The sequence below is a fragment of the Allosphingosinicella sp. genome, from assembly GCF_036387215.1.
GTDB lineage: Bacteria > Pseudomonadota > Alphaproteobacteria > Sphingomonadales > Sphingomonadaceae > Allosphingosinicella.
Window position 1 is genome coordinate 1 of the sequence record NZ_DASVUE010000352.1, and the last position, 7,253, is coordinate 7,253.

Annotated in this window: 11 protein-coding genes; 2 read left to right on the plus strand and 9 right to left on the minus strand. The window is 62.8% G+C overall.

Annotated elements, in window-relative coordinates; all coding sequences use genetic code 11:
• The 6 genes from VF662_RS13965 to VF662_RS13990 form a co-directional block, all read right to left on the minus strand.
• A partial coding sequence (locus tag VF662_RS13965; RefSeq protein ID WP_464142339.1) for an NYN domain-containing protein occupies window positions 1-849 on the minus strand: 849 nt, incomplete at its 3' end.
• Between the two features lie 105 nt (window positions 850-954).
• Window positions 955-1,728, minus strand: coding sequence for a hypothetical protein (locus VF662_RS13970; protein WP_464142341.1), 774 nt, complete (start codon window positions 1,726-1,728; stop codon window positions 955-957).
• A 98-nt stretch (window positions 1,729-1,826) separates the two neighbouring features.
• Window positions 1,827-2,258 (minus strand): anthrone oxygenase family protein, encoded by a 432-nt coding sequence (locus VF662_RS13975; RefSeq protein WP_464142343.1) that lies wholly within the window; start codon window positions 2,256-2,258, stop codon window positions 1,827-1,829.
• A gap of 80 nt (window positions 2,259-2,338) precedes the next feature.
• Entirely contained in the window at window positions 2,339-2,845 is a 507-nt protein-coding gene (locus VF662_RS13980; RefSeq protein WP_464142345.1) for a nuclear transport factor 2 family protein, read from the minus strand.
• 80 nt (window positions 2,846-2,925) lie between these two features.
• Window positions 2,926-3,453: a CHRD domain-containing protein gene (locus tag VF662_RS13985; RefSeq protein WP_464142347.1), complete on the minus strand. Its 528-nt coding sequence runs from the start codon at window positions 3,451-3,453 to the stop codon at window positions 2,926-2,928.
• A gap of 152 nt (window positions 3,454-3,605) precedes the next feature.
• Window positions 3,606-3,734, minus strand: a complete 129-nt coding sequence (locus tag VF662_RS13990) for a YjhX family toxin (RefSeq protein ID WP_464142360.1) — start codon at window positions 3,732-3,734, stop codon at window positions 3,606-3,608.
• Between the two features lie 319 nt (window positions 3,735-4,053).
• Between VF662_RS13990 and VF662_RS13995 the strand changes: the two genes are divergently transcribed.
• Window positions 4,054-4,359 carry a hypothetical protein gene (locus tag VF662_RS13995; protein ID WP_464142349.1) on the plus strand — a complete coding sequence of 102 codons (306 nt, stop codon included), beginning with the start codon at window positions 4,054-4,056 and terminating at the stop codon, window positions 4,357-4,359.
• 8 nt (window positions 4,360-4,367) lie between these two features.
• Window positions 4,368-4,688, plus strand: a complete 321-nt coding sequence (locus VF662_RS14000) for a helix-turn-helix domain-containing protein (protein WP_464142352.1) — start codon at window positions 4,368-4,370, stop codon at window positions 4,686-4,688.
• 105 nt (window positions 4,689-4,793) lie between these two features.
• Here VF662_RS14000 and VF662_RS14005 read toward each other — a convergent pair whose 3' ends face one another.
• The 3 genes from VF662_RS14005 to VF662_RS14015 form a co-directional block, all read right to left on the minus strand.
• Window positions 4,794-5,978 (minus strand): helix-turn-helix domain-containing protein, encoded by a 1,185-nt coding sequence (locus VF662_RS14005; RefSeq protein ID WP_464142354.1) that lies wholly within the window; start codon window positions 5,976-5,978, stop codon window positions 4,794-4,796.
• 3 nt (window positions 5,979-5,981) lie between these two features.
• Window positions 5,982-6,674: a hypothetical protein gene (locus tag VF662_RS14010; protein ID WP_464142356.1), complete on the minus strand. Its 693-nt coding sequence runs from the start codon at window positions 6,672-6,674 to the stop codon at window positions 5,982-5,984.
• Window positions 6,675-6,745: 71 nt separating this feature from the next.
• A partial coding sequence (locus VF662_RS14015; protein ID WP_464142358.1) for a ribonucleotide-diphosphate reductase subunit beta occupies window positions 6,746-7,253 on the minus strand: 508 nt, incomplete at its 5' end.

A 7,253-nucleotide genomic window follows, 5' to 3' on the forward strand; every position in this document is an offset into this window, starting at 1 on the left:
TCCGCGCGCTCCACCGGCCGTGGGAGCGGCGGTGCGATCGCGGTTGCGCTTGTCGGCGACGTAGGTCTGGCCGTTGTCGGCGCGGACGATCTCGAACAGGCCGGTGGCTTCGAACAGCTTCGGGAAGTTGCGGGCGCCGTAGTTGCGCGGATCGATCGGCGCCTGGCGCTTGGCGGCGCTTCCGGCGGCGGAGAGATTGGCCCAGCCATCATCGCCCGCCGCGGCCTCGACCGCTCCGCGGAGCACCGAGACGAGCTTGGCGTCCTGGCTCAGCGGCTTGGCGCCGGGCGCTTCCTCCTTCGGAGCGGGCGCTGACCTTGCCCGGCCCGAGGCCCTCGGGGCGGCGGCGGGGACCGATCCGGCGCCGGCTGGAGCATCGGCCGCCTCCTCGCCCAGCTTGTCGAGATAGAGGAAGGTCGAGCAGGCGTTGACGAACGGCTCCGGCGTCTTGCGCTCGCCGAAGCCGTAGACCTCGTGCCCGTTGGCGCGCAGCTGCATGACGAGCGGCGTGAAATCGGCGTCGCTGGAGGCGATGCAGAAGGCGTCGGGCTTTTGCGTGTAGAGCAATTCCATGGCGTCAATGACGAGCGCCATGTCGGTCGCGTTCTTGCCCTTCGAATAGCTGAACTGCTGGATCGGGCGGATGGCGTGCTCGTGCAGCCGCGCCGTCCAGCCCTTCAGCCCCGAGCTCGCCCAGTCGCCGTAGGCGCGGCGGATGTTGGCGACGCCATATTTCGAAAGCTCGGCAAGCATCGCCGCGATCTTGCCGTGCGAAACGTTGTCCGCATCGATGAGGAGCGCGATCCGCCGGTTGGGGACGGCCTTTGCCGACTGGTCTGGATCGATCATCGCCTCTGCCTCCGTTTCACGCGCTGTCTATGGACCGCCGGAAGCCAAGGCCAGCGAATTGGCCCTCCTTAAGCTACGGCTCGAAAGTCACGACTGGCACGAATGTCACACGGAATCGCGGGGGGTGTGGGGCCCTGAAGGCGCTTCGCCCGGTCCGACATCGTCCGACGGCGGAGCAATCCAGCCGGGGGCGGGCGCGTAACCGGGCGGGACCCAGTGGCCGTCCGGGCTCTTCATCCACCCTTGGGCGAGCTTCGCTTCCGCCGTCTCCGCCTCCGGGCAGTAAACGCCGAATTGCTTCAGCCGCTTGGCCAGCGCCTTGCAGGCCTCCTCCACCGTCGCCTTTTCGGGAGCGTACTGGGCGCGGAGCTCCGCCCTGATCTCCTGCTCCATCTGCTTGCGCTCGTGCTTCAGGAGACGCTTGCGCTTGAAGCCGGGGCGGGGGCCGTATTTCTTCGGGTTTGAACCCTGGAGGAGGAGGCGGAGCAGGCCGCCATCGTAGCGGCGGCGGACGTGGATCTCGCCGCCACAGGCGAATGGCTCCTCGACGCCCTCGACGGCGCGCTGCCAGGCGGTGAGCTCAATCGGCGTGCCGCTCATCCGGAGCGCCGCCGTGCAATCGGCGAAGAAGGCGGGGCTGTCCTCCTGGTGCCGATAGAGGGTGCGTGCGGAAATGCCGGTGCGGCGGCAGGCGTCGCGGATGCATCCGGTCTTCACCAGCGCGCGAAGGAACTCGCATTTGCGTGCCTCGGTGAAGGCATCGTGGCGCTGGCGCGGTGCATTCGGGTCTTCGGGCTCGGGCTCCCGCTCGTCCCAGGGGAAGGAGGTTTCCTCCGGGCGAGCGGGATCGTCCTCCGGCGGCTCAAGGTGATCGTGCATGTGATTCGCTCCTCATGTTCAAAAGGAGCAACTCATCTATCCCATATGGTACACTGTAGGAAAGAACTTTTTCGCTTCTGACGTCCGCACGAGGACGTTCAGCTGAGGATCGCGGCCGTCATTGCGGCGGTGGCGGCGGCGCCGAGCAGGCCGCGGACGGCGTGGAGCCTGCCCCATTTGCGGAGCATCGACCGGCTTTCCGGCCCCGCCTCGTCCGGCCGCATCGCGAGCAGCCTCTTGTTGGTCGGCATGATCGCAAGCGCGGTGAACGGCCAGTTGGCCAGCATCAGCACGGCCCCGGCGATCCAGAGCGGATCGCGATCGAGCGCGAAGGCCCAGAGGCCGAGCACTCCGCCGGCGACGGCAAGCCCGGCCTGCATCGGCAGAGCGGCCTTGTAGCTCGGCTGCCACTGGCGGAGCAGAGCTTCATCGGCGAGGCCGAGCCGGGCCGGATGCTCGGCGATGCTGATGTAGACGGCGGCGCCGGTGAACAGGGCGGCGGCGATGAGCGCGAGCAAGGCTATCAGCATTCCGGATCCCCCTCACCCGGATCATAACATAGCTGCCCCAGCCGCCCCAACGGGGTTCGGCGCCGCGCCCGGCGGCGCCGCTACTTCGCCGGGCCGTGGGCGTAGCTGAAGACGCGGGAGAGGCGCCATTGGCCGTCTTTCCCAAGCACCCAGAGCTGGGCGAAGCGGGCTCGGCCGGCGAGCTGCTCCTGCCCGTCGACGCCGTGCCGCTCGTAGAAGAGATGCTCGCCCGCTTCGATCGCGCCGTGGCCGGGGACGGGATCGACGTGGAGGCTTTCGCGGACCAGCTCGCGGCGGGTGCGCCAGGCCTTCGGATCCTGCCGGTCGGTGCAGTTCTTCCGGAAGATGGCGACGAAATCCTCCGCCTTCTTCACGTTGAAGCCGCCCTTGTCGTGATAGAATTCGACGTCGTCGGCGAGGAAGGAGCGGAATTTCGGGATGTCGCAGGCGCCGGTGAAGAACAATGCGAAGAATTCCGCGTCGCGGGCGGCGATCTGCTCGGTGAGCTGCGGCTGCGCGGGAATGGAGACGGCGGGCGCGGGCGCCGCGGCCTGAAGCGCGGCGGCGAGTGCGAGGGCGATCGGCATGGCGGTACTCCGTAGCTGTAGTATATGTATAATACAGCTACGGAGGGTTCAAGCCTTGGGCGTAGAGGTTGGTTGCACGGTCAGCGCTGCTCGACGCGGCCGCTGATCTCGCCAGGGTTGAAGGCGTCGGTGTGGACATTGAGGATGACGAGGCCGCTCCGCATCGCGGCGACGAAATCGTCGAACGTCAGGGTGGATTTCAGAAGCCTGGCGCCCGCCTCATAGTCATAGTCCTTCATGGTGACTCGGAGGCCCTTCTTCGTCGCGCGGTAATCGGCGCCGTAGGGCAGCGGCAGGACCAGCACCGAATCCCCGCCGGCGGGGGTGGCATATTTGTGGAAATGTATTGGGCCGATCGGCGCTGCCACCAATTTGTCCCAGAGGGCGTCGGTGGTGATGCCGTCCACATCCATCTCCACCGAGACGCGCTTGCGCTCGGTATCAACCTTGATCCGCGCCTTGCCGGTGGCCGCGGAGCCGGTCGGCTCGGCGCCGTATTTGCCGTCGAGGCGGGCGTGGAAGGTGAGGATCTCCGCTTGTGCGGGCGCGGATGCGATGAGGCCGGCAAGCGTGAGCAGAGCGCCGAGCATCGTCTTCGAAACGCGCATTTCATGATCCCCCAATGATCGGCCGCAGACTGCGCTCCCGCCCGTAGGATGTAAAGCAGGGTGAAGGAGGTGGACCCCCGATCGAGTCCGGGGTGACGGCGGGGTTTTCGTTCCTCGTCATGCCGGGCTCGATCCGGCATCCACCTTCTCCCTCACCTGTTGTCGAGCTGTGCCCGGACGGCGGCGAGGCCGTGGCGGGTGATGCGGTAGAGCGGGCCGCTTTGACTGCCGATCAGCTGGCGGCGCTTGGCGGCCCGACAATAAGTGTACGGAATTTGTATTCCCTAATGGCATGTGCTATATGATGCTCAGCTGAGTCCACTCAGCAAAAGGAGGCTCAAATGGACGTGAACTTCATATCTGCGTTGCCAGCATACCGGCCCACCGACAGGTGGGCTGCCATCGGCGGCGGTGCCGTTTCGGATAATCAGTCCGATTACCACCGGAAGCAGCTCACCCCCCATCCGGGGCAGTCGATGGCTCTCTTTTACGGCCCCCCTGCCGCGCGGCCTGACCCGCTTCCATTCCCAAATAAGCTTCGGCGCGAACCGTCCATTCTCGGAGCAGGTTGCGTCAGAAGCGGGCCAAGGAGGCGGCGTAATGACGCACAACCAAGTGTATATCGAGCTTGGGTTCAAGGGCAGGCTGCTTAAGAGTAGTAACCCATTCCAGGTCGAGATCGACATTCTGAAATCGCTTATCGAGGAATTTGGGCTCGATGCGGTGACGAGCGTGCCCGGATATTGCTCGGGCGTGGAGATCGACCGCGATGCGCGAGGTCAGGAGCGATGGACGCGCTTCTGGATGAAGACGCGCAGTGCCTGGGCTTTCTTAGTCTTGGAGGAACGCGCCCCGGGCGTGTTCGTGCTGCACGATCGCGACCCTCGCGACGTCAAGGCAAAATAGGATGTTTTATGGTGACCAATATTCCCGCGGGGGCGGAGGAGTGGACGCCGCAGTGGTCTGGTGAAGATCTTGAACAGTTCGAGCGCCTACGTGCGCAGCTGGCACCGCAGATCTCGCTGGTACGCCGGCTGCGCACTGCCTTAGGGCTATCGCAGCTGGAGGTGGCGGAAGCACTCGGGACGACACAACCAAACGTGTCGAAAATTGAGAAGCGCGGTGATCCCACGCTTTCTGTCTTGGCACGTCTAGTGAAGGCCCGGCGGGCTAAGCTGCGCTTGACGATTGAGACGGAGCAAGGTGAGGAATTCACGATCGCGATCGCGAGCTGAAGCCGCTAGTGATAGAAATCGCCTCCTGCCTTGTCCCCAAGCTGCAGCTCGGTGGGGCCGTGCGGAAGGTGCGAGCACAAGGACTCCCGCTGACCTTCGACGTTTTCAGTCGCTGAATGGATTCACGCTCGAGCCGTTTATTCGCACAAGCTTCAGCTTTGGTCGCTTCACCGTAGCCGCCTGTAGGCATTCCGGCTTCACACCTGTCAGCTCGGTGATGTAGTCGGCGCCGATGCTGATCCCTTCTACAATACTAGTGAGAGTAGCAGGGTCCTCTTTGGCCAGCAGTTCGAGAGCTGACCTTAAGTTCTCGGGCCTCTCAACAGCTATGTGATCATCGTGAGGTTCATTCCCCCGCCACTGCCTGTAGCTGTAATACTTCCAGAGGTTTCTCTCGTGTTGTTCGGAGATCAGGCTTAGCGACGCAAGCCGCTTGATCATTGCACCCACGGACACTCCCCATCGGAGCTTTATATCGCACAAGTGCTCAAGCGTAACTCTGTCGGAAGTCACTGCGAAAGAGGATGCGGGCATCAAGAAGGCGCCCGCGAAGAGCATTGCCTGCTCCTCAATTAGACGAAGATCCTTGTGAATGCATTCCTGCGTGAGGCCCCGATGAAGAACCAAATGCCCGAGTTCATGGGCTGCATCGAACCTCCGCCTAACCCCACCATCCTTATCCTTCGCCAGCAGGACCACCGGGACCTCTGAGAACCAAGCCGACACCCCATCCAGCTTGTTAGAGTCAAGGAAGGTCTCGGCGACAATCACTCCCGCGTTCTCCAGCACTACCATCAAGTCGATAATAGGATCGTCACCCAAGCCCCAATACTCACGCAGACGACCAGCTAGAGCCTCGATCCTTTCAGGGGAAAGGGTCCGGTAGTCGGCTCCCTCGATCAGGTTGGGTATGTCCGCGACAGGGAATTCTACAATTTCATCGAGCGCTTTGTAGATTTCAAAAGAAAAGAGCAATTTGGCAGCTGCCTTGTCCCTGGCCGTCGTCAGCTCCGACCGCATAGAGCGGTAGAAGGCTGGGCCGGCCTTCAGTGGACTAAGGGGCTTATAGAACCAATTCGGCTCCACGCTGAGCCGATCAGCTAAAGCCTGGAGGCTGGAGGAGTCAGGCCCCTGTTCGTAGGAATCGCTCTCCCACTTAGAGATGGTGCCAGGGGTAAAGCGCAGTTCGTCAGCGAGGTCCTTTTGCTTGAGACCTTTAGCCTGCCTCGCAATCGTGAGGCGTGCGGGAACGAAGCCGCCCGAGACGGCAAAGACGTTCGCAGTCCGCATTGATCAAGCCTTCTTGTCGTCGGGCTTTTTGCGGAGCTTTAAGGTCTTCCTCTCGACTACCTTCTTCGAAGGCCTCCGTCCCATTTCGAGGTGCTCGCGAAGTGCTGTGATAACTTGGTCGAACGAGCGGACGTAATACGGCTCACTAAGATCAGGAGACGGGACCCAAAAGCCCAAAAACGCAGGCTCGTCCGGATTGGCAGGTGAGTACTGCGCGACAATCAGCGCTCCGAGCGATCCGCGTGGGATCACTACGTCCTTTCGATCGACACCATCGAAGAGGCTCGCCTGCGGATTGGCGACGATGTTCCGCTCGCAGAGATCAGCCACATATTGCGAGGTTGTACGCAGGGCGCGGCCTGCTCCTCGAAACCGGGTGTCGAGTATCCCTATCGTCATTGAGAAGCTTCCAGACCGAACTACGGGAAAGCTCCACGTAGCGGGATCGGTCCAGCGGTTCTCGAATTCCAGACCCGCATCTCGGGCTGCGGTCGCCAAGGCCTCATGCAGGAAGTGCCTGCGGGTCGTTCCCCGTACTTGTTTGGCGCTCGGGCTCGCCGATTCAGCGAGCATGCTAGATGCTCTTGGAAACGCGAGTGTTAGCCGCTCCTCCGCGAGCGAAAAGAACCGGAGAAGCTGTTCAGCAGCCTCATTTTTCAGAAGCTCTTCAAGCGGGTCAACGAAGCGTTTGGACATGATCCCCCTCCTCTTCTGACAGCCTATATTTCCCGTCGGGAAAGATCAACACAATATTTCATGTCCAGGCTTTACTCCGCCGCCACTCCAGCCCGCGTGAACATATCATCGCCCGCGGCCTCAGCGGGCGCATCGTTCGCCGCCTTGGCCTGCTTGCGGCGGTCGAAATTGTCCCAGACCTCGTTCCAGTTTCCGCGGGTGGCGGCCTTGGAATATTCGGTGGCGCGGGTTTCGAAGAAGTTGGCGTGCTCGACGCCGTTGAGGAGCGGCGCGAGCCAGGGGAGGGGGTGCTCGTCGATCATGTAGATCGGCTGGAAGCCCAACTGGCCGAGGCGCCAGTCGGCGATGTAGCGGATGTACTTCTTGATCTCCTTGGGCGTCATGCCGGGGACGGGGCCCATCTCGAAGGCGAGATCGATGAAGGCGTCCTCGAGCCGCACCGTCTTCTGGCAGATGTCCATGATGTCGTCCTTCACCGCCTTGGTGAGGCAGTTCCGCTCCTTGGTGAAGGCGTGGAAGAGGCGCGTGATGCCCTCGCAATGAAGGCTCTCGTCGCGGACGCTCCACGAGACGATCTGG